Source organism: Francisella adeliensis (genome assembly GCF_003290445.1).
In the GTDB taxonomy this organism is placed as follows: domain Bacteria; phylum Pseudomonadota; class Gammaproteobacteria; order Francisellales; family Francisellaceae; genus Francisella; species Francisella adeliensis.
The window spans coordinates 1,845,708-1,865,989 of sequence record NZ_CP021781.1 but is presented as its reverse complement, the minus strand read 5'-3'; the positions used below and the strand labels follow the sequence as shown (position 1 = coordinate 1,865,989).

Sequence of the window (20,282 nt, the reverse complement as noted above, 5' to 3'; positions counted from 1 at the left end):
AATTTGACTAATTTGATTAATTACGATTATAATGAAAGCATTATTTTTTAGTATTATATGATAGGAATATTATAAATATGACTAAGTCTGATATTCAGTACGATTTACAACAGCTTATTCTTAGTAAAGAATTTTCTTCACAAAATGATATATGTGAAACATTATCAAAGCTTGGTTATGAGGTAAGTCAATCAAAGGTAAACAGGTTACTTAAAAATATTGGCGCTATTAAAGTCAAGAATAACCAAAAAACACTCGTATATAAGATACCTGATGAACCAGCTCCACCATTGATGACTGATAATATAGCATCATTAATTATGAAAATAGTATCGAATGAGAGTGTTGTTATTATAGAGACAGCTCCTGGCTCAGCTCAGCTGGTAGCTAGAGTGTTAGACTATAATAAGAATAGTTTCGAAATTATTGGAATTGTTGCAGGGGATGACACTTTGTTTATTGCGCCATTAACTATAAAAAATATAGAAAAACTAAGAGATAATATCGAGAAATTTCTTTTTTCAAAAGCTTAAAGGATACTTCTAATAAGTCATGAGCACACATTTATCTCAAGATTTCTTTACTGATTAAGTTTTTGTTTGATCGATACATAAGCATCTCTAAAAGATGCTCCTTTTCCAACTAGATCATAGACTGCTTCGGTAGCATATAGATCTGAGCTCATAGCTTGGGTAAGTTTTTCCTCATCAATATTTAAGTTCTCAACTATAGAACTAATTAATATAGCGGTATCCTCTATAAGCTCTAATGCTTCACAAAATGGTACCTTAGTTAGTTGGTAGTCACGATTATAGCCACTGCCGACTCCATCAATTATTGAGTTGATTTGCTGCATAAACCCATGATAGAGCTTTGCATTGCCTCGCATAATCTCAAAGAGGTCATAGTTGCGCTTTTGTGGCATGATCGATGAGCCAGTAGTGTAAAAGTTATCTAAGCTAAAATATTTGAATTCGGACATCGTGAATATCATCATATCATTTGCAAAGCGAGAATAAATACTCATAGGATTAGAGAGAGTTTGGAGTACTAGTTTTTCAAAATATCCTCTTGAAAAAGCACAATATATTGGGTTTTCTTGTGTTTTAGCAAACTCTAAAATTTCAGTAGTATAAGCTCTATCATTTTTAAAATTTCTTATTCCAAAGCCTGATGCAGAACCTAAAGGATTTTGGTCAATTATTTTATTGGTAGCATCAATTAGTATAAGAGTATCTTCTAGACTGTCGGCAAATGAGTTGAGCCAAGTTCCAACGCTAGTTGGCATAGCTTTCTGCATATGAGTATAGCCAGGCATTAATGTGTCAAAATGTATCTCGGCTTTTTTACGTAAAGTTCTAATATTGTCTTTAATCAATGTACCTATGGATTTTAACTTTTCTTTCATGAAAAGCCTAAGCATTACTAAAGACTGATCATTTCTGCTTCTGCCAGTGTGTATCTTTTTACCAATCTCACCGTAATGAGCTGAAAGGTATTGCTCTATAGCCGTATGCCCATCTTCCTGATCTTGAGTTATATTAAATTTACCATTCTCAGAAAGGTTTTGAATTTCATTCAAGCCTTGCTCTAGCTCTGTGAGTTCATTGTCGTCTATAATACCTGTTTTTGATAACATTTTTGCATGAGCTAAGCTAGCTTGTAGATCATATTTTAAAAGTCTCTGGTCATACAAATAGTCTTGACCTACGGTATATTTTTCAACAATACTAAGTAATTGATCTGAGCTCATTTGCCATAGTTTTTTATTCATAAAATTATTTCTTATTTTTCATGATTGAGTAAGCAGTACGTTGAGATAAGCTATGCAACTCTATAAATCCAGCAGAAGCGTTGTGGTTAAATAAATCACCACCGGCATCAAAAGTTGCAAGTTCAGCTTTAAGCAACGAAAAGGGAGATTCAACAGCTACAATCTCAAGGTTACCTTTATATAAAGATACTGTCACAACACCTGTTACCTTTTTATTTTGTTCATTTATAAATGAATGAATGTTATTCATTACTGGATTATACCATTGAGCCGCGTAATTTAGATAAGCCCATTTTGTATCGATAAAAGTTTTTAGTTCATTTTCTTCACGAGTTGAAACTAATTGCTCTAATTTTTTATGAGCTGAGATTATGATACTAGCACCAGGATTTTCATATATTCCTCTAACTTTTAGACCTATCAATCTATCTTCTATCAAATTAAATACACCAGCACCATGAAAACCACCAATCTCATTGCATTTTAATATAAGTTCAGCTAATGGTAGGAGTTGGTCGTTTAATTTGACAGGCAGACCCTCTTCAAAAGTTAAAGTGATATTTTGTTTTTCATCTAAAGCATTTTCTGGGGTTTTACACCATTGTAATATATCTTCATTCGGGGCTATAAGGGTTGAATCCTCAATTTCACCACCTTCTGCGGTGTTTCCCCACATATTCTCATCATATGAGTAGGGTTTGCTTTTTTGTTGTTTTACTGGGATGTTATGCTTTTCTGCGTATTCCAACTCTTCTTCTCTTCCCATTCCCCACTCTCTAACTGGGGCAATAGTTTTGATCTTATCATCAAGAGTTGTTAAGTAACTTTCAAAACGAACCTGATCATTACCTTTACCAGTACAACCATGGGCAATTACTTGACAGTCATACTCTTTAGCTACTTCTATTGCTACTTCAGATATTATGACTCTACCTAGAGGGGTAGAAAGAGCATATCCTCCCTGATAGTCTGCATTAGCCTTAATTGCTTGGCTAATAATTTCATCAGCAAAACGAGTTTTTGCATCGTAGACTATAGCATCTTTAGCACCTAAGTTAAGAGCCTTAGCTTTTATTTCATTAAGGTTGTCAGCTACTTGTCCAATATCTATAGTTAATGCAATAACTTCAACCTCATATTTTTCTTGAATCCATTTAAGCATTACAGAAGTGTCAAGACCTCCCGAATATAGTAATAGGCAACGTTTGAATTCACCTTTTTTAGCTTCATGGCTGGCAACTTTCTGATATTTTTTTGGCATAGTTTTTTACTTGTTTTTTTGATTATTTATTCATATTATCAGATATAACGCCGTATAAAAAGTAAAAATTAGGATAAATATTCATTGATAGGATTTTCAATTACTGCAAAAAATAGGTTTTATAAATTGCTTGTGAGAGTTTCTTCGGAGCTTAAAGGGTAGTTGGTTCATGATAGGTATATGGAGGTTTACTATAATGCAAAAAGTAAACATCCTACCATTAATTAGATGATCCTAAATTAACTAGATGTATAAGTGGAAATGAAGTTATAAAATGTCTTAAATTGAGGAGGTAGATCAGAACTTGAAATTTTCATTTTAGCAATAAATATAGAAGCGCTTTTTGTACATACTTTCGATTTAAACTCTGTTGAAAAATTACTGAGCAATCATCATCCGGTAAGGTGGTGCTTACTTCCTTGCCTCTTATCATTGGCATGCAATGCATAAAAACTGCATCATTATTAGCATGTAACATGAGCTCTTCATTTACCTGATATCCTTTGAAAGAACTTTCATCTGTAGGCTCGAAGCCCATACTAGCCCATACATCAGTATATACAGCATCACTACCTATTACAGCACTCTTGGGATCTGTAAAGCCTTTTATTAAACTTTGATCTTTTAATTGATTTAATACTATCGAATCAGGCTCATGACCTTTGGGACATGCATAGTTAACCTTGATCTTTAGCTCATTTGCTATAAGCATTAAGCTATAAAGAATATTGTTTGCATCTCCTAAGTAAGTAATAGTTAAAGATTCTAAACCCCCAAACTTTTCTTTTAATGTTAATAGATCTGCTAAAGTCTGGCACGGATGATATAAATCAGTTAAAGCATTTATAATTGGTACCGTAGAATAATTTACCATCTCATCTAAATCATTGTCATTAAATGTTCTAATCACAACGGCTGAACAATAGTTTTGTAAAACTCTTATGAAGTCTTTTGGCTCTTCTTGTTTTCTTGAAGTAGAAACACTTTCTATAATATTTCCCCCCATTTCTGTAATAGCTGCTGAAAAACTAAAGCGTGTTCTTAACGATGGTTTATCAAAAACTAAGGCTATTATCTTATCAGTTAAAGCATTTTTATATTCTTCGGGGGTTAATTTCATATGTTCAGCTGTAGCAATGATCTTTGTAAAATCGCTACTAGTTACCTCAGCGCCAGATAATAGATTATTAAACGATAAGTTATTTTCACCCATATATACATCAAAATCTGCAAGTTGTTCCATAATTACCTTCTCCTTCTTTTATAAATTTATTTAATAGAATCTCTTCTTGTTTACCATTTAATATCGTAATATTTTTCTTTGAGCAATTTAAAAAACTCTTTACTGAATTTAATTTGATTCCCATACCCCCAATAACAGTTTTATTTACTGTAAGCTCTTCAATATCTTTTGTGACTAAATTTGGTATTAATTTTCCACTCTTATCCAAAACGCCTTCTTGATCTGTTAGATATATGAGTTCATCAACATCACATATTATTGCCATTTCTGATGCAACATTATCAGCATTAACATTTACAGATTCATATGTATCAGTAAGGCTGATAGTTGAAACTATAGGGACTAAACCCTGAGCAAGTGTTTTCAGAATAATACTTGGATTAATCTCCTTGATAGAACCTACATAACCGTACTTATCTTTGTCAATAAAATCAGAAATTAGAAGATTACTATCCTCTCCAGAAATACCAATACCTTCTAAACTAATACTGCTAAAAGTTTTAGTGATTTTTTTATTGACCATATACAAAGCCATTTGAATCAGCTCCATATGCTCTTTAGGAGTGACTCTTAAGCCTTCAAGGAAATTTGTTTTTAAATTGTGCTGATGTAAAATTTTGGTAATATATTTGCCGCCACCGTGAACTAAAATTACTTGAGCCCCTTCATCCTTTAATCTTCTCACATCACGACATAAATTTTTCATAACCTGATTATCTTCAAGAATAGAACCACCTAGTTTAATTAATATTCTTTTATTACTTAATTTTTTCATGATAAATACCCCGCATTAATATCCACATATTGTTCAGTTAGATCACAACCCCATGCAATTACATTCTCATTTCCTTGTGAGAATGTAACATCAATTCCTATCGTATCCTCTTTCATGGATTCTTTAAGATTTGATAGGTCGTAAGAAACTGGTAAACCTTGAGTAAATATTTTTTCTCCTTGTATATAAATCTCACAACTTGCTAAAGTTTCCTCATCAATTTCAACTTCACCTATTTTAGCTAAGACTCTACCCCAGTTTGGAGACTGCCCATATATGGCTGTTTTAACTAATGGGCTGGAAATTATTTTTTTGGCTAATTCTTTAGCTATTGTTTGATCATTTAGACCATTTACTTTAGCTTCTATAAGCTTGGTTGCACCTTCACCATCCCTAGCAATACTTTTAGCTAAAATAATTGCTATTTCATGTAATGCTTGTTTAAATATTTCGATATCAGCCTTAGATGAGAGATTTACTCCACTAGCCCCGTTTGCCAACATAAATACACAATCATTCGTTGACATATCACCATCAACAGAGATCATATTGAAGCTATTATCAGTTGAATCTTTTAATAACTGTTGAGCTAAATTAAGATCTAAGTCGACATCAGTTAAAAAGTAGCCTAACATGGTAGCCATATTTGGATTAATCATCCCAGAGCCTTTACAAATTCCTGTAATCGTAATTTCACCGCCTGAGAGCTTTACTTTTTTATGTATTGATTTTGGTAATAAATCAGTTGTCAAAATTGACAGTGCAAACTTATCCGCGATATTTGATAAACTTGTCGTAAGTCTTGGTATTGCAGCTGTTATCTTATCGATAGGCATTTGCTGTCCTATAACTCCTGTTGAAGCTATCAAAACTTGCTCAGGTGAGCATCTAAGCTCTTGAGCTAGAGTCTCAACTATTTGTTTGTTGTGCTTAACTCCTATTTCCCCAGTTGCTGCATTTGCTTGACCACTATTAGTGATAATCGCTTTAATATTATCAGCTGGTAAAAGCTCCATACAATAACGCACAGGAGCAGCCTTATATTTGTTTTTTGTAAAGACTCCAACAGCTTTAGCTTTTTTATCTAATACTATAACTCCTAGATCCGGACGATAAAGCCTTATCCCACTATTAATACCGCCTGCTAAAAATCCTTTTGGCAATTTAGTTCTAAATAAACTCTCCATATCCATCTCCTTTTTTATAATCCTGTATCTACAGGTAGATCATAATAATTATTTAAATTTTCAAGCGCTTGAGTAGCAGCCCCTTTTAATAAATTGTCTATGCATGCAAAGATAATGATTTTATTACCTTTGACTAAAAAACCTAATTGAGTATTAGGGGTATTAACAACGCTTTTGATAGATAAAAATGACAGCAATGTTTCATTACTTTGTTTCGTCATATCTATAAATTTAAACAATGGGTAGTTATTATATTCATTGTCATATGCTTCATTAATTACTCTTTTAATGTCATTATTATTTAACATATCCTTACTGAAATTAAGGTCTGCGTAAATAGATATTGAAATGCCTGAGTGAATTGGCAACATGCTTGTGCTGAGGAAAAAATTATCCTCTTCCAGATTGAAATCTGCTAAATATTTTAATATTTCTGGAGTATGTTGATGCTTGCCAATTTTATATGGATAAAAATTATTTAGCATTTCTGAAAACATTAGTTCAGAAGAAGGTGTTTTACCAGCACCAGAAACTCCAGATTTAGCATCTATAATAATATTATCTGGCTTAATTAAATTATTTTTTAATAGTGGGATAATTGACAATAGAATGCAGGTAGCATAACAGCCTGGGTTAGCTATTAAGGTGTCTTTATCAGAAAACTTCACATATGGTGATAAGCCATATTTAGCGCCGTCATCAAAAGCAGGAATCGAGTGTGTCAGGCCATACCATCTTTCTAGACCTTCTTTTTTTAATCTAAAAGCACCACTCAAATCCAAAATCTTTGTATTTATATTCTTTTGATTGATCTTATCTACGATTTCTATAGAAATATCTGCAGGTGTAGCTAATAATAAAAAATCCACATCGAAATTTTCACTATTTAAGTCATCCAAAAAATATCTATATTGATCTTTTTTATTTGATGATAGACCTAAGCTTCCAACTAGCTCAAAATTTGGATGATTATTTATCAGTTTCTTTAAAATCTGGCCGGTATAACCATTCATTCCTGCTATACAAATTCTTTTTTTCATATGCTTCTTTATAATCATTTTTAAATTACAATAACATGATTTTATATTTTGGTGAATAATTATTCAGCAAAATGATGTTTATATGTATAATTAGTCATAAATTAGAATTATGGATCAGAAAATGGATGCTAAAAAAATAATAGATAAATTCAGTGCTAATATAATTAATCCTTACAATATTAATATAGTTAGAGGGGATGGTAGCTATGTCTATGATATTAATAGTAAAAAGTATATTGATATGGCAACAGGAATCTCTTCAACAAATTTTGGACATCAAAATCCAGAAATTTTTGAAGCTTTAATAGAACAGTCTCAAAAAGTATCGATTGTTTCGAGACTTTTCTATAATGAACCTTTATCTATGTTCTTAAAAAAAGCTTGCGAGTTAACAAATATGGATAAAGCTATAGTAATGAATAGTGGTGCTGAAGCTATTGAAACAGCTATAAAAGTTATTAGAAAATGGGCTTATATAAAAAAACAAATACCACAAGATAGAGCGCAAATAATTACATTTGATAATAGTTTTCATGGCAGAACAATTGCGGCAATTAGCTCTTCTTCAGAAGCAAAATATAAGGCTAATTTTGGTCCTCTGACCCCAGGTTTTAAATCTATTCCTTTTAATAATATTGAAGCATTAAAAGCTGCTATAAACGATAATACTGCTGCAATTATTATAGAACCAATCCAAGGTGAAGCAGGAGTAATAATTCCAGATCCTAATTATTTGATTCAATGCCAAAAAATATGTAAAGATAAAAATATTTTATTTATATTGGATGAAATACAGACAGGAATGGGTAGAACTGGAAAAAATTTTGCTATGGAGCATTATGGTTTGAGTCCTGATGGAATAACTCTTGGTAAATCTTTAGGAGGGGGTGTTTTACCAGTATCATTATTTTTAGGTAAAGAAAAAATTATGAGTGTTCTAAGTCCAGGTGATCATGGAAGTACTTTTGGGGGCAATCCTTTAGCAAGTTCAGTTGGCTATAAGGCGCTATGTCTCTTAGAGCAACAAAGTTTGGCATTAAAATCAGAAGTTTTAAGTGATTTTTTTATATCTGAGTTAAAGAAAATAGACTCTAAATACATTAAGGAAATCAGAGCTAAAGGTTTGTTTATAGCTTTGCAGATTTATGCAGAATATTTCGAGAATTTTTATAAAACTCTAATAGGTTCAGGTCTATTGGCTGTAAAAACTAGAAATAACTCGATTCGATTGCTCCCACCATTGACTATTAATCAAGAAACTCTTAAGGAAGCTGCTGAAATAATAAAGAAAATAGAGATACATTAAAGCTCATAGATCAATCAAAATTTATAAACAATAAAGAGATCTGGGATATACAAGATATTTTTTATGAATGCTTAATAGGATTAGCTTTGATAATTCTTTAAGACTTTCGGATTATTTTTTAGCCATTTATTGAATTTATTAGCTAGAGTTTTCCCTTTATGGTTTTTGTTGAACATAAAAGCTTTGTAAGAGATGTTATTATCAAAATCTATAGGTATTTGACATAGTTTTGGATTTATTGAATGTTGATAATCTATCTCAACTGAATCGGTAAACATAATGTCTGGATGGATGCCATCAACACCTTCTATGAGAGAATTAATAGCTTGCTTGTTGTCGTTTATTATTAAAAGTTTCGCTTGTGTTAATTTCGCTAGAGCTATACCTTCATTAGTACCACCCCTATTTTCGATTACTAAGCTTTGAGGGTTATCTATATCATCAAAAGATTTGTATTTACTGAGATTTTTACACTGTGTCATTCCTGCTTTATTAAAGCTGATTAAAGGAGTAGAAAATAAAAACTCTTTTTTGCGAGTAGAGTTTATCGACATACCCCCAACAAAAACATCAAACTTGTTGCTTTTCAAATCACCTGAAGAAACTTTCCATGAGGTTTTTACAAATTTGATATTTTCATTATTCGATTTAGCAAACTGCTTGATAAGCTGTATATCTTTACCTCTATAGGAGTCATCTTTTTGATTATAAATAGAGAAGGGGGTATAATCACCAGTTGTGCCAACTTTTAATAGGGCATAGCTAAAGTTACTCAATAAAATTGAAAGAGAAATTATTAGAACCCTATACATAATATTTTTTGATGAATTATTTTGAGGTATTTTACCTTACACTATTGTGAAAAAGAATAAGGCTTTTATTGAGAAAAATTTTTAGTTTTCTTTTTTGTCAATTCTACTTGCTACAAAACATCCAACAGCTACTGCTGAAAATGCTGATAAGAACCAATATAAATAATACATATAAATCTCCTTAATACATATCGTGTGAGTTTTCTTTAACTTCTTCTGCACATATTCTGCGACCATTTGCCCACATTTTTTTGTATACAAAGAAAGTATAGCTAAAGATGATAGGTAATATAATCACTGCAGCACATAATATACCAACTAATGAAGTTTGGCTACTACTAGAGTTATATACAGTCAAGCTAAACAGATGATTACCTACAGTTGAAACCATAATGAATGGGAACAAAGCAAACCCAACAGTCAATACAGCACATAGTATAGAAACCATGCTTGATAAGAATGCCAAACCATCTTTATCTTGCTTGTTAAATTTGATTACAAGTCCAGCACACACTACAGTTAGTATAGGAGCAAACCACATCCAGATATGAGCGTGACAGAAGTTGTAGTACCATGAGTAATCCATGCTTACAGCACCGCTAGTAAATGGGTGGTGTAAAGTGTCAGACATATTTACAAGGTCTGCACTTGGAGTATATTGGTAGCCTGGAATAAATGCAATCCAAATACCAGCAATTACAAATAGTACGATATACACACTAGCCATAACTGTTGTTATAGATCTAAATCTATCTCTAAGTACACCTTTTGTTCTAAGCTTAGCATAAGCTGAACCATGCATTAGTGCCATTACAAGTGCAAATACACCAAATAGTAATGCAAATGGAGTTAGTAGGTATATAAGAGTTACCCACATAGATTGGTAAGCTCCATTTGTGATAGTGCCATAGATTAAACGAGAAGTTTCATCATACGAGATAGGGAAGCCTAAGAATAGATTACCTACTGCTACACCCATTACCACCATAGGAATTATGCTACCTAAAACTAGCATCCAATCCCAGAAGTTACGCCATTTAGGATTATCGATTTTTTTACGATACTCTAGTGCAGGTGGGCGTAAAAATAAACCCCATAGTACTACTAAAATCGCAATATATAAGCCGGAGAAGCTTGTTGCATAAACTTGTGGCCATATAGCAAATATAGCACCACCAGCGGCGATAAACCAAACTTGACTACCATCCCATGTAGGAGCTATTGTATTGATAACAGCTCTTTTTTCATAGTCATTTTTGCCGACAAACTTAGTTAAGATGCCTACACCAAAGTCAAATCCAACAGTACCAGCTACAAGGAATATCAATACTCCAACAACTAGCCAAGAGAGGATTTGTAAAATATCTAAAAACATTTATTTATCTCCCTTTTTTAAATTTTCGCTATCTTGTTCAAAGTGATACTTACCTAAGCCAAGTGAACTAGGGCCAAGGCGTGCAAACTTAAACATCAAGAATACTAACACTGCAAATAAAGCTGTATCAATTAGTGTAAAGATTGCCATTGAAGTAGCTACATCTATAGATGTAATAGCTGAAGAACTGATGTTTGTAGGTAGTATATCGTATACTGTCCAAGGTTGACGACCATGTTCAGTTACATACCAACCAGCAATACATGCTATAAATGGTAGAGGTATAGACCAAGTCATTACTTTAAGTATTAATCTTGTGAAAGCATTACTAGTGAAAGCTTGTCTTGCTAGAAGTATTAAGCCCACGATGATTAGTGCGAACATAAAGAATCCGATACCAACCATTATTCTGAAGCTCCAGAATACGCTAGCTACATCAGGAGTCATATTTGTAGCTACTGATCTTACAAGTTCAGGATCATTAGCAACTTTGATAATGCTTGCAGAGTCTGCTTTTCCATACTTATCCATAGCTGCTTGAACAAGGAACTTACCGTGCCCCATGTATCTTTGATACTGAGGGTTGTTGTAGTCTTTGTAGTCAGCCGTAGGAGTATCGCCAGTATGGCCTGATTCACGCCATTTTAGTAAATCAGCATAAGCAAGGCCACCGTCTTTAATCATTACTAAAGCAGAAGGAATTTTTTCATATTTGGCAGGATTTGCAGCTGCAACCTCTGGAGAAACTTCAGCAGTTACACCTGTTTTGATATCTCTGTAGTATGCAAAGTTAGGATCCCTATCACCGTTTGCATCAGCCTTTCCGTAAAGAATAGCCTTCATCCCCGGAATTTCGACATCAGTTGCATGAGTTGCAATAAGACCAAGTACAGTAGGAATCTCAACGGCATAGTTGTTCTTTTGCTCCGATTGACTTGGTAGAGCTATAGCATTAAATGCTGCAGGAGCTTTAGAAGTATCCCACTCAGCCTCAATTGCTGCCATTTTCATTGGCTGTACCTTAAATACATCAACACCGTTTGCATCACCGAAAATCATAGCAACTAAACAAGTTACTATACCAAAACCAAGACCTACACCTATAGATCTAGTAGCAAAAGCTTTATCACGACCTTTTAGTAGATAGAACGCACTTATACCAATTACAAACATTGCAGCAGTTGTATAACCTGCTGTCATCACATGGCCAAAGTTAGTTTGAGCAGTTTCGTTCATAAATACATCTAGTAAGCTAACAGTTTCCATACGCATAGTAGAAGCTATGAATTCAGAGCCTACGGGGTGTTGCATATAGCCGTTTGCTACTAATATAAGTAATGCAGAGAAGCTGGAGCCTATAGCCATACAAAAAGTAGAGAATAAATGCTGTTTCTTTGAAAGTTTATCCCAGCCAAAGTAAAACAGTCCAACAAAAGTAGACTCTAGCATAAACGCAGCTAAAGCCTCAATTGCAAGTGGAGTACCAAAGATATCACCTACTGATTGTGAGTAGTAAGACCAGTTCGTACCGAACTCAAACTCCATTGTAAGACCCGTAATGATTCCTAAAGCAAAGTTAATCCCAAGTAATTTACCCCAGAATTTAACCATGTCTTTATAAACTTGCTTATTTGTTCTTATGTACATCAGCTCCATTGTGAATATAATCCATGTCAGGCCTAATGTAAGAGGTACAAATAAGAAGTGAAAAGATGCTGTTAAACCAAACTGTAATCTAGCTAGGTCAACAGACATGAGCGTTGGTAACATATCGACTTCTCCTTGTATTTTAAAATAATGTGTTGTGTTATTTTTGTTTTTCTAACTTAGAAAACTTGTTTGTTGGGTTATTTGGGAGGTTGAAAATCTAACAAATTAACAAAAGTCAACTAACGTTAACAAAAATTAATAAAAGTTTATCATGATGTTATCGAAATACAAAACCTAAAATTGCCGTAAAGCCTTCTGCTTAAAGGCTTTTAGTGTACCGATTTAGTATAGTTTAAGTGCTGATGTGCTAGTTAAATACTATGATTTTGAAGAGCCATTTAAAAAAAGTATGTAGATTATTTGTGCTTAAAAAATTATGAGGTGTTTAATTCTTTTTACGAGATTTTCTTCTTCAATTTCTTTTTTATCAATTTTTATGTAAACCGCTTGCTCATCTAGGCATGTGTTATATTCATAAACTCCTGTTTGTGCTGCAAGTATTTCTTCTAGAGCTATTTTTGCATCATGGGAATTATTTTTCAGCTTATATATTTTTGAGTTTAGATATGTTGGCTCTGCCATCATTATTGATACTATCAACCATAAAATGCCAAGAGTTAAACAAAGAGTTAGAACTCCTGCTATGTGAAAGTGATGATAGACAACGCCGCCAACCATACCCCCTACAAATATTCCGAAAAACTGACAGCTTGAAAATACTCCCATTGCAGTTCCTTTACTACCAACAGGAGCTATCTTAGAAACTAAAGAAGGTAAGCATGATTCAAGAAAAGTGAATGCGGCAAAGAAAAATGTAAGTAGAACACTTAGTATGAAGACATGCGTATAACTAAGAGTAAGAAGGCCAATCGAGATACTTAGAATCGCAACAGCTATTATAAAGTAGCTTCGCATTTTTCGTTTTACTTCAGCGATCATGACAAATGGAAACATCATTGAGAAAGATATTATTAAAACAGGTAGATATATTACCCATTGGTAATCAGCTTTTACTTCTAAGATATTTGTCATAATAGGTGGAATAACAATAAATAATGCGGTTAAACAAGCGTGTAAGCTGAAAATACCATAGTTAAGTTTAAGCAATTCTTTATGGCTTACTACATCTTTTAAGAGTGTAAATACAGTTTTTCCTTCGTGATGGAAGGTTGATGTTTTTGGTGTTGGAATCCTGCTAAGCATAAATATGCTTATGAAGCCAAAAATTGCAGTCAGCCAAAATATACCAGAAAGACCTATAATGCTATTAAGAATAGAGCTTATCATCATCGCAATAAGAAAAGAAAATCCTATAGACATGCCAACTAAGGACATTGCTTTTAGCCTGTTTTCTTCTTTTGTAGAATCAGCGACCAATGCTGAAAGAGTACTTCCTATTGCTCCAGCACCTTGAATGGCCCTACCAATGATGATTCCATAAATGCTGGTTGAGAGAGCAGCGACAATACTACCTATTATGAATAGTATCAAGCCAAAAAGTATTACAGGCTTACGGCCATATTTGTCAGAGCATATACTTAGTACTATTTGAAGCATTGCTTGTGTAAGCCCATATACTCCAAGAGCTAAGCCTATAAGAAATGGTGTGGCATCACTTAGATGGTTTATGTATAGGCTAAAGATCGGAAATATTATAAATAGACCAATCATTCTAAAACAATAGATTAAAGATATGTATGTTGTAGTTTTGAATTCGTTTTGATACATGTTGGTTGTGACTTTGCTCTAGTATGATTTAGTAGCAAGAGTATAGCGAAAAGGCTCCTATAATTAAATCTTTATTGATTTTTTTGGGTGTTTTTTTTTGTAAGCTACTGTATAATATGGTATCTCGGTTGAGGTGTGTGTAAAATTCGCAACTTTAAGATAAAATAATAAAAAAGGTATCTTGTATAATGAAATTAAAAAAATATATAGCTATATTATTGAGTGTATTGGCTGTACTATCTTTAGCTGGTTGTAAGGGTGGTATTTGGAATCCAAATGGCGTAATTACAGCACAAGAAAAAGAGTTATTCATAATTGCTACAGTTCTTATGCTTATAGTGGTTGTCCCTGTGATAATATTAACTTTATGGTTCGCTTGGCGCTACCGTGAAGGTGCAAATGCTAAGTATAGACCAGAGTGGACTCACAGTACAGCGCTAGAAGTTGTATGTTGGGGTATACCTGCTGTGCTTATCTTAATATTAGGCATAATGGTTTGGACAACAACACACTCTCTTAGCCCTTATAAAGCCTTAGAGTCAAATAAAAAACCTCTTGAGATTGATGTTGTAGCATTGGACTGGAAATGGATGTTTATATATCCTGAGCAAGATATTGCTACAGTAAATTATCTTGAGCTTCCTAAAGATCGCCCAGTAAACTTCAAGATTACATCTGCAGCTCCGATGAACTCATTTATCATCCCTGAGCTTGGTGGTCAGATTTATGCAATGACGGGTATGACTACACAGTTGCATATTATTGCGACAAATAATGGTAAGTATCGTGGTTTCTCAGCTAACTACACAGGCACAGGGTTTGCTGAAATGCAGTTCTATGCTCATGTTGTAGATCAGGGAGACTTTGATAAGTGGGTTACTACAGTACAAGATGGCAAACATCAAGCATTAACTTGGGATTACTTCTGGGGTAACCTTGTTAAGCAATCTATTGCTAATCCTGTGGCTTACTATTCAGATGTTGATAAGAATCTATTTAGTGATATCGTCATGTCTTATATGATGCCTAACTATAAGCCAGGCGACATGGGAAAAATGGGTGATATGCACCACATGGCAATGTAATTAAGTTGCAAGATATTAGAAGTTATAAATAAAATAAAAGTAGTACAGTAAATAGGAGAATAGCATGCTAGAAGCATTAATCGGAAAGCTAAGTGATCCGCATCTGGTTTTTCCATACTTGTATGAACCGGTAAGCCAACAATTAATCATACTTGTTATGTTTATAGGTATATCGGTCGGCGGTGTGGCATTACTTGGTGGAATTACTTATTTTAAAAAGTGGGGATACTTATGGAGTGAGTGGTTTACAACTATTGACCATAAGAAAATAGGTACGATGTATGTAATCGTAGCTTTAGTAATGATGGTTCGTGGTTTCGTTGATGCCGCGATGATGAGAACACAACAAGCATTAGCTTCTGGCGATAGCACAGGATACTTGATTCCTGAGCATTTTGATCAGATTTTTACTGCTCATGGTGTAATCATGATTTTCTTCGTTGCTATGCCATTGATTTTTGCACTTATGAACTGGGTGATTCCTCTTCAGATTGGTGCTAGAGATGTAGCATTTCCTTATATGAACTCATTAAGTTTCTGGCTATTCGTAGTTGGCGCAATGCTTATCAATATTTCTTTATTGGTAGGTGATTTTGCGCATGCTGGTTGGTTAGCTTACCCACCATTCTCAGACATAACTTATAGTCCGACAGTTGGAACAGATTATTATATTTGGGGATTACAGATTTCAGGTATCGGTACACTAATGACTGGTATCAACTTCTTTGTAACTATCATTAAGATGCGTTGCAAAGGTATGACTTTAATGAAAATGCCTGTATTTACTTGGGCTTCATTATGTTCTGTTATTCTTGTGATAGCTGCGTTCCCTGTATTAACGGTTACACTAGGTCTTCTTACTTTAGATAGATACTTTGGTACTCACTTCTTCACTACTTCAGGTGGTGGTGATCAGATGATGTATGTAAATCTAATATGGATTTGGGGTCACCCAGAAGTATATATTCTTGTGCTTCCTATGTTTGGTGTGTACTCAGAAGTTGTTGCAACATTCTCTAAAAAACCATTGTTTGGTTATGCGACTATGGTTTGGGCAACTATTGCAATTACAGTTTTATCATTTGCAGTATGGCTACATCACTTCTTTACGATGGGTGCAAGTGCAAATGTAAATGCCTTCTTCGGTATTATGACGATGATTATCGCGATACCAACAGGTGTGAAGATATTTAACTGGTTGTTCACTATGTTTAGAGGTCGTATAGCATTTACTACACCAATGTTGTGGTTAGTTGGCTTTATGATTGTCTTCTCTGTAGGTGGTATGACAGGTGTATTATTATCAGTTCCTGGTGTTGACTTCCAAATGCATAACAGTGTATTCCTGATTGCTCACTTCCATAATGTAATTATTGGTGGTGTAGTATTTGGTGCGTTTGCTGGTCTTACTTACTGGTTCCCTAAAATCTTCGGATTTACGCTAAATGAGCGTTTAGGTAAATATGGTTTCTGGTGTTGGTTTATAGGGTTCTTTGTAGCATTTATGCCTTTATATGTACTTGGTATGATGGGTATGACTAGAAGATTGTATCACTACGATGCTTCTACTGGTTACCAAACACTATTAGTTGTAGCATGGTTTGGTGCTATGATTATTGCTTTAGGTATATTCTTCCAAGTGCTTCAGTTAGTTGTAAGTATTCGCGATAGAGATCAAAATCGTGTGGGTGCTGATGTTTGGGGTTCTGGTCGTACTTTAGAGTGGGCTATACCTTCTCCAGTACCATTTTATAACTTTTCACATGAACCAGAAGTTTCTGATAGAGATGATTTCTGGTCACAAAAAGAAAAAGGTCTTAGCTTTGATGGTAAGCCTGTAGATGCTGAAAAGACTTATGAAGATGTTCATATGCCTAAAAACACATCTGTAGGTCTAATCATAGGGATATTTAGTTTTGTATTTGGTTTTGCTATGGTATGGCATATATGGTGGCTTGCTGCTGTAGGTGTTGTTGGTATGATCGGTACAGTTTTACGCAGATCTTTTGACTATAGTATTGACTACTATGTGAAAGCAAAAGAAGTCAAAGAAGTTGAAAGTAAATATACAAAAGAAGGGGAGTTACGATAATGAGTACAGTAACTGCAGATAACAATCACCACGACGACCATCATCACTTCGATGGTTCTAAGAACGTCTTTGGTTTTTGGATTTATATTATGAGTGACTGTGTGCTTTTTGCTACACTGTTCGCTGTATATGCGGTGTTTCACAAGCATACATTTGGTGGAGCTGATGCTCAAGAGCTTTTTAGCTTACCTTATGTTTTTGTGGAAACTATGCTACTACTTGTAAGTAGTTTTACTTTTGGTTTAGCAATGCTTAATCGTAATTCTGATAACATTAATCATGTGATTAAGTTTTTATGGGTTACATTCTTCCTAGGTTTAGGCTTTATCATTATGGAGGTTCATGAGTTTTATGAGCTTGCAATGGAAGGTCATACTTGGGCTAGTAGTGCATTCCTGTCATCATTCTTTACTTTAGTCGGTACACATGGTCTTCATGTATCTATGGGTCTTATATGGATCGTTAGCATGATATTCCAACTTAAAAAGCATGGCATGACACCGATGACTAAGACTAAAATGACTTATTTAGGTTTATTTTGGCATTTCTTAGATATCGTATGGATATTTGTATTCTCAATAGTTTATTTATTAGGAGCGGTATAATATGTCAGGATTATATGATAAAGATACTGGTGCTGCTTATGGTACGCACAAGACTTATATAAAAGGTTTTGTATTTTCAATAGTTATTACAACAATAGCTTTCGCATTAGTTGGTTTTAAGGTGTTTTCTCCTGCAGTATTGTGTATTGCGGTAGCGGTGCTTGCTATAACTCAATTATTTGTTCAGCTAGTATACTTCTTGCATTTAAGTACAGATTCAGAAGCTCGTTGGAACTTAGTAAGTGCTATATTTGCTGTAATGGTAGTAGCAATTATTCTTGCTGGTACAATGTGGATTATGTTCGATCTATATGCAATGATGATGTAATCATAATTTCTTAATATGTCTTCTTTCAAAAATTATTTTCAATTAGCTAAACCAGGTATCATCTTTGGTAATTTAATCACTCTTACTGGTGGTTTTTTATTAGCTACTCATCGCCAAATTGGCTTTGAATATATTACTCTTTTTTTATATGTAATGATTGGTGTAGCATTGATGATAGCTTCTGGCTGTGTATTCAATAACTGCTATGACCAAGACATAGACAGTACTATGGAGCGCACACAAAAGCGACCACTCGTAACAGGCGATATATCTTTAGCTATGGCTTTAGTATATGGTTCGATACTTTTTGTGTTAAGCTGTATGATTTTATATGCTCTAGTCAACCCGCTTACTTTATATATAATTTTAGTTGGCTTTGTAGTTTATGTAGTTATATATACTATCTCGAAAAGACTTACTATCCATGCTACTGTGCTTGGTGGTATATCTGGGGCTATTCCGCCTGTAGCAGGCTATACTGCTGTAGTAAATGGTCTAGACTATAATGCTTTAGGATTGTTCTTAATACTCTTCTTTTGGCAGATACCACACTCGTACGCTATAGCTATGTTATATAAGGATGATTATAAAAAAGTTAGTCTTCCAATGTTACCTTTGGTTAAAGGTGTTGCCTATACAAAAAAGATAATGTTAGTTTATCTTGTGCCTTTTGTGGTTTCGTGTAGCATACCGTATTTGCTAGGCACAGCAGACTTAGTTTCGTTTGTTGTCTGTATGTTTGTGGCTATATACTGGTTATACAAATCAGTAGTATCATATAAGCAGGATGATGATAGAGCTTATGCTAAGACTGTTTTTAAAATATCTATAATTGTAGTTACTGTCATCAGTCTTTGTTTAGGTTAATTAGCTTTTTAGCACTTTAACATACCTTTTACTTTTTAAATCTTCTTGATAAATAAACATTTGCCCTTATACTTTTAAACAGGCAAATATTTTAATTCTTGGAGAGATTAGTGTCTGTACATAGTGAATTTAACCAACTTTTAGAGTTTTTGAATAATCGTGTGGTTGGTCAAGAAAGCTTAAATAAAAGACTTTTGATAGCATTATTAGGTGGTGGACACTTACTTGTAGAGGGCGCGCCAGGGCTTGCAAAAACTACAGCGATTAAAACTTTATCTGAAAGTATAGATTGCTCTTATCATCGTGTTCAGTTTACTCCTGATTTATTGCCGGCAGATCTTACTGGTACTGAGATTTACGTACCACAACAACAAAGTTTTGAGTTTCAAACAGGACCGTTATTTCATAATCTTTTATTAGCGGATGAGATAAACCGTGCTCCAGCTAAAGTTCAGTCAGCATTATTAGAAGCAATGGGTGAGAAGCAAATAACAGTAGGCAAGAAAACTTATCCATTATCAGACCTGTTTATGGTGATGGCAACTCAAAACCCTATTGAGCAAGAGGGAACTTACCCACTACCAGAGGCTCAGCTAGACAGATTTATGATGTTTGTTAAAATTCAATATCCAGATCCAAAGACAGAGGCCAAAATCTTAGCCATAAGTCGAGGAGAAGCTTTAGGATATGTTATTGAACACCCTAGTATTCATCAAGATACTATCTTCGCAGCACAGAAAGAAGTTTTGAATGTACAGGTATCTCAAGTAATAGAAGAGTATATGATAGAGCTTATATTAGCATCTCGTCATCCAGAGAAGTATAGCCAAGATATTGCTAAATGGGTATCCTTTGGGGCTAGTCCTCGTGGAACAATATCTCTTGATAGAGCTGCTCGTGCTCATGCTTGGTTAAATGGTTGCGATTTTGTATCCCCAAGTGATATACATGCTGTAATTTATGAAGTTCTTCGTCATAGAATCCTGCTTACATTTGAAGCTGAAGTAGATGGTGTTACTACTGATGATGTTATTACAAAACTATTAAAAGCTGTACCAATCCCATAAGCTAGAAAGATAGTACTTCGTATGGAG

At 34.0% G+C, this 20,282-nt stretch carries 19 protein-coding genes; 8 read left to right on the top strand and 11 right to left on the bottom strand.

The features are described from left to right. Positions 1–77: 77 nt before the first annotated feature. Positions 78–533: an arginine repressor gene (locus CDH04_RS08895; RefSeq protein WP_112870678.1), complete on the top strand. Its 456-nt coding sequence runs from the start codon at positions 78–80 to the stop codon at positions 531–533. Positions 534–580: 47 nt separating this feature from the next. Here CDH04_RS08895 and argH read toward each other — a convergent pair whose 3' ends face one another. The 6 genes from argH to argC form a co-directional block, all read right to left on the bottom strand. Next, on the bottom strand, positions 581–1,774 hold the full coding sequence (gene argH, locus CDH04_RS08890) for an argininosuccinate lyase (RefSeq protein WP_112870677.1): 1,194 nt from the start codon (positions 1,772–1,774) through the stop codon (positions 581–583). 4 nt (positions 1,775–1,778) lie between these two features. Continuing rightward, complete coding sequence (locus tag CDH04_RS08885) at positions 1,779–3,035, bottom strand: argininosuccinate synthase (RefSeq protein ID WP_112870676.1); 1,257 nt, start codon at positions 3,033–3,035, stop codon at positions 1,779–1,781. Between the two features lie 313 nt (positions 3,036–3,348). Continuing rightward, a complete protein-coding gene (locus CDH04_RS08880; protein ID WP_234393455.1) occupies positions 3,349–4,278 on the bottom strand; it encodes an ornithine carbamoyltransferase in 930 nt (309 codons plus the stop codon). Beyond that, entirely contained in the window at positions 4,256–5,053 is a 798-nt protein-coding gene (gene argB, locus CDH04_RS08875) for an acetylglutamate kinase (protein WP_112870675.1), read from the bottom strand. Before argB ends, CDH04_RS08880 begins: the two co-directional genes overlap by 23 nt. After that, positions 5,050–6,240 carry a bifunctional glutamate N-acetyltransferase/amino-acid acetyltransferase ArgJ gene (gene argJ / locus CDH04_RS08870; protein WP_112870674.1) on the bottom strand — a complete coding sequence of 397 codons (1,191 nt, stop codon included), beginning with the start codon at positions 6,238–6,240 and terminating at the stop codon, positions 5,050–5,052. Before argJ ends, argB begins: the two co-directional genes overlap by 4 nt. Before the next feature lie 14 nt (positions 6,241–6,254). Further along, entirely contained in the window at positions 6,255–7,280 is a 1,026-nt protein-coding gene (gene argC / locus CDH04_RS08865; protein ID WP_112870673.1) for an N-acetyl-gamma-glutamyl-phosphate reductase, read from the bottom strand. Positions 7,281–7,401: 121 nt separating this feature from the next. Between argC and rocD the strand changes: the two genes are divergently transcribed. Then, positions 7,402–8,586 carry an ornithine--oxo-acid transaminase gene (gene rocD, locus CDH04_RS08860; protein ID WP_112870672.1) on the top strand — a complete coding sequence of 395 codons (1,185 nt, stop codon included), beginning with the start codon at positions 7,402–7,404 and terminating at the stop codon, positions 8,584–8,586. 80 nt (positions 8,587–8,666) lie between these two features. Here the strand turns inward: rocD and CDH04_RS08855 are convergent, their stop codons facing one another. The 5 genes from CDH04_RS08855 to CDH04_RS08835 form a co-directional block, all read right to left on the bottom strand. Further along, positions 8,667–9,398 (bottom strand): transporter substrate-binding domain-containing protein, encoded by a 732-nt coding sequence (locus tag CDH04_RS08855; protein WP_112870671.1) that lies wholly within the window; start codon positions 9,396–9,398, stop codon positions 8,667–8,669. 81 nt (positions 9,399–9,479) lie between these two features. After that, on the bottom strand, positions 9,480–9,569 hold the full coding sequence (locus CDH04_RS08850; protein ID WP_112870670.1) for a cytochrome bd oxidase small subunit, CydX/CbdX family: 90 nt from the start codon (positions 9,567–9,569) through the stop codon (positions 9,480–9,482). A gap of 10 nt (positions 9,570–9,579) precedes the next feature. Then, positions 9,580–10,773 (bottom strand): cytochrome d ubiquinol oxidase subunit II, encoded by a 1,194-nt coding sequence (gene cydB, locus CDH04_RS08845; RefSeq protein WP_112870669.1) that lies wholly within the window; start codon positions 10,771–10,773, stop codon positions 9,580–9,582. Continuing rightward, positions 10,774–12,543 carry a cytochrome ubiquinol oxidase subunit I gene (locus CDH04_RS08840; RefSeq protein WP_112870668.1) on the bottom strand — a complete coding sequence of 590 codons (1,770 nt, stop codon included), beginning with the start codon at positions 12,541–12,543 and terminating at the stop codon, positions 10,774–10,776. It lies immediately after the preceding gene. 306 nt (positions 12,544–12,849) lie between these two features. Beyond that, a complete protein-coding gene (locus CDH04_RS08835) occupies positions 12,850–14,211 on the bottom strand; it encodes an MFS transporter (RefSeq protein WP_112870667.1) in 1,362 nt (453 codons plus the stop codon). A 188-nt stretch (positions 14,212–14,399) separates the two neighbouring features. On the opposite strand from CDH04_RS08835, the gene cyoA reads away from it, so the two are divergent. From cyoA to CDH04_RS08805, 6 genes are all read left to right on the top strand, one after another. After that, a complete protein-coding gene (cyoA, locus tag CDH04_RS08830) occupies positions 14,400–15,296 on the top strand; it encodes a ubiquinol oxidase subunit II (protein WP_112870666.1) in 897 nt (298 codons plus the stop codon). Positions 15,297–15,360: 64 nt separating this feature from the next. Beyond that, positions 15,361–17,388, top strand: coding sequence for a cytochrome o ubiquinol oxidase subunit I (gene cyoB, locus CDH04_RS08825; protein ID WP_112870665.1), 2,028 nt, complete (start codon positions 15,361–15,363; stop codon positions 17,386–17,388). Continuing rightward, entirely contained in the window at positions 17,388–17,993 is a 606-nt protein-coding gene (gene cyoC, locus CDH04_RS08820; protein WP_112870664.1) for a cytochrome o ubiquinol oxidase subunit III, read from the top strand. The genes cyoB and cyoC overlap by 1 nt, the downstream gene beginning before the upstream one ends. 1 nt (position 17,994) lies before the next feature. Next, positions 17,995–18,321 (top strand): cytochrome o ubiquinol oxidase subunit IV, encoded by a 327-nt coding sequence (gene cyoD / locus CDH04_RS08815; protein WP_112870663.1) that lies wholly within the window; start codon positions 17,995–17,997, stop codon positions 18,319–18,321. A 15-nt stretch (positions 18,322–18,336) separates the two neighbouring features. Continuing rightward, positions 18,337–19,188, top strand: coding sequence for a heme o synthase (gene cyoE / locus CDH04_RS08810; protein ID WP_112870662.1), 852 nt, complete (start codon positions 18,337–18,339; stop codon positions 19,186–19,188). A 110-nt stretch (positions 19,189–19,298) separates the two neighbouring features. Then, a complete protein-coding gene (locus CDH04_RS08805) occupies positions 19,299–20,255 on the top strand; it encodes an AAA family ATPase (RefSeq protein WP_112870661.1) in 957 nt (318 codons plus the stop codon). The last annotated feature ends 27 nt before the right edge of the window (positions 20,256–20,282 follow it).

Bases quoted from the DNA above. Each gene is read 5' to 3' on its own strand.
- CDH04_RS08885 (WP_112870676.1), bottom strand. From the start codon at position 3,035: ATGCCAAAAAAATATCAGAAAGTTGCCAGCCATGAAGCTAAAAAAGGT.
- cyoB (WP_112870665.1), top strand. From the start codon at position 15,361: ATGCTAGAAGCATTAATCGGAAAGCTAAGTGATCCGCATCTGGTTTTT.
- cyoC (WP_112870664.1), top strand. From the start codon at position 17,388: ATGAGTACAGTAACTGCAGATAACAATCACCACGACGACCATCATCAC.
- CDH04_RS08895 (WP_112870678.1), top strand. From the start codon at position 78: ATGACTAAGTCTGATATTCAGTACGATTTACAACAGCTTATTCTTAGT.
- cyoE (WP_112870662.1), top strand. From the start codon at position 18,337: ATGTCTTCTTTCAAAAATTATTTTCAATTAGCTAAACCAGGTATCATC.
- argJ (WP_112870674.1), bottom strand. From the start codon at position 6,240: ATGGAGAGTTTATTTAGAACTAAATTGCCAAAAGGATTTTTAGCAGGC.
- CDH04_RS08850 (WP_112870670.1), bottom strand. From the start codon at position 9,569: ATGTATTATTTATATTGGTTCTTATCAGCATTTTCAGCAGTAGCTGTT.
- argB (WP_112870675.1), bottom strand. From the start codon at position 5,053: ATGAAAAAATTAAGTAATAAAAGAATATTAATTAAACTAGGTGGTTCT.
- CDH04_RS08840 (WP_112870668.1), bottom strand. From the start codon at position 12,543: ATGTTACCAACGCTCATGTCTGTTGACCTAGCTAGATTACAGTTTGGT.
- rocD (WP_112870672.1), top strand. From the start codon at position 7,402: ATGGATGCTAAAAAAATAATAGATAAATTCAGTGCTAATATAATTAAT.
- CDH04_RS08835 (WP_112870667.1), bottom strand. From the start codon at position 14,211: ATGTATCAAAACGAATTCAAAACTACAACATACATATCTTTAATCTAT.
- CDH04_RS08880 (WP_234393455.1), bottom strand. From the start codon at position 4,278: ATGGAACAACTTGCAGATTTTGATGTATATATGGGTGAAAATAACTTA.
- cydB (WP_112870669.1), bottom strand. From the start codon at position 10,773: ATGTTTTTAGATATTTTACAAATCCTCTCTTGGCTAGTTGTTGGAGTA.
- cyoD (WP_112870663.1), top strand. From the start codon at position 17,995: ATGTCAGGATTATATGATAAAGATACTGGTGCTGCTTATGGTACGCAC.
- argC (WP_112870673.1), bottom strand. From the start codon at position 7,280: ATGAAAAAAAGAATTTGTATAGCAGGAATGAATGGTTATACCGGCCAG.
- cyoA (WP_112870666.1), top strand. From the start codon at position 14,400: ATGAAATTAAAAAAATATATAGCTATATTATTGAGTGTATTGGCTGTA.
- CDH04_RS08855 (WP_112870671.1), bottom strand. From the start codon at position 9,398: ATGTATAGGGTTCTAATAATTTCTCTTTCAATTTTATTGAGTAACTTT.
- argH (WP_112870677.1), bottom strand. From the start codon at position 1,774: ATGAATAAAAAACTATGGCAAATGAGCTCAGATCAATTACTTAGTATT.